The organism is Caballeronia udeis, assembly GCF_044909315.1.
GTDB classification, from domain to species: domain Bacteria; phylum Pseudomonadota; class Gammaproteobacteria; order Burkholderiales; family Burkholderiaceae; genus Caballeronia; species Caballeronia udeis_A.
Genome location: NZ_JBIYEB010000085.1, coordinates 1 through 1,564 on the forward strand (window position 1 = coordinate 1; position 1,564 = coordinate 1,564).

Genomic DNA, 1,564 nt, shown 5'->3' on the forward strand with positions numbered 1-1,564 from the left:
TGTCCATCCCCTTGACCTGGTCGTCACGACGACCAAGGTTAACAGCATGTCCATGAAGTTAACAGCCCCCTTCACGTCTTTTTGAAACCGTCTCTAATACTACAGCCGTAGATTATTTTGTACTAGAATGAATTAGTACTACTACGTGAGTATAAATCTATGCAGGTGGTCGCGAAAGCGTGGGAACGTGAACTGGTTGCATTGCACGAACGGCTGGGCAGCCTGTTCAGGCGCCCCGAACCCCGGCAGCGTTCACTGGCATACCTGAAGGCACTGCTGGGCACGGTCGAACGCAAGAACGGCTGGCAACTCGCGGAATGGATCGGCGAAGCGACGCCCGACGGTGTGCAGCACCTGCTCGAGCGGGCGCAATGGGATGCCGATGGCGCCCGCGACGTGCTGCGGGAATACGTCGTTGAACAACTGGGCGAGCGTGACGCGGTACTCATTGTGGACGAGACCGGTTTCGTCAAGAAGGGGGAGCACTCGGCAGGTGTGCAGCGCCAGTACAGTGGCACGGCTGGCCGCATCGAGAACTGTCAGATCGGTGTGTTCCTCTGCTACGCGGGCCACGGAGGCAGCGCGTTCATTGACCGCGAACTGTATGTGCCGCAGGCGTGGACAGACGACCGTGCGCGCAGCGAAGCAGCGGGCATTCCCGGGGCGGTAGAGTTTGCGACGAAGCCGCAGATCGCCCGCGGTATGCTCGAGCGCGCGCTGGATGCTGGTGTGCCCTGTGGGTGGGTCACGGGTGACGAAGTGTATGGCGGTGACCGTCAGCTACGGTTGTGGCTCGAGTCGCGCGGCCAGCCCTTCGTGCTGGCGGTCGCGAAGAACGAACCGCTGTGGGGGCAGGGTCCTACCTCTATGCGTGCAGACAGGATCGCACAAGCTCTGCCAGCACGGGCATGGCGACGCCTATCCGCCGGTGCCGGAGCCAAAGGCGAGCGCCTGTATGACTGGGCGCTCACGCCGCTATGGCGCCTGCAGATTACCGCCGAAGAGCGTCGCTTCGGGCATTATTTGCTGGTGCGGCGCAGCCTTGATGAGAAACGAGAGCATGCATATTACGTCGTATATGCACCGCGCAGCAAGGCCACGCGGCAGACGCTGGTCAACGTCGCTGGCAGGCGCTGGGAAATAGAGGTGGGGTTTGAGGCAGCCAAAGGCGAATGCGGTCTCGATCAGTATGAGGTACGCCGGTGGCAGGGTTGGTACCGGCACATCACGCTGGCTTTGCTGGCTCACGCAGCGCTCGTCACCCTGCGGGTGCAAGGCAAAAAAAACACCTGACGGTTCGGTGCCGCTAACCGTGCAGGAGATCCGCCGACTACTTTGCCGCTTGTTATGGCGTGGTGTTCATTCAATCGAGTACGTGCTGTCGTGGTCCACATGGCGGCGCAGGCATCAGTACCGCGCCCAGCAGTGCCATTACCGGCGCCGTGGCTGCGTACCGCCAGGTTCTTTGCATCTACGGCTGTAGTGTGTGTCACGAACACGGGCGGAAGCCTGTGATGCTGTATCAAAGATGGGAGCAGGCCTCCCGAAGCCGGCCTGCAGGGGC

The 1,564-nt window shown here is 61.3% G+C and carries 1 protein-coding gene; it reads left to right on the forward strand.

What is annotated here, in order from left to right:
* Positions 1 to 159 precede the first annotated feature (159 nt).
* A complete protein-coding gene (locus ABH944_RS44545) occupies positions 160 to 1,293 on the forward strand; it encodes an IS701 family transposase (protein ID WP_472975157.1) in 1,134 nt (377 codons plus the stop codon).
* Positions 1,294 to 1,564 lie beyond the last annotated feature (271 nt).

Bases quoted from the DNA above. Each gene is read 5' to 3' on its own strand.
- ABH944_RS44545 (WP_472975157.1), top strand. From the start codon at position 160: ATGCAGGTGGTCGCGAAAGCGTGGGAACGTGAACTGGTTGCATTGCAC.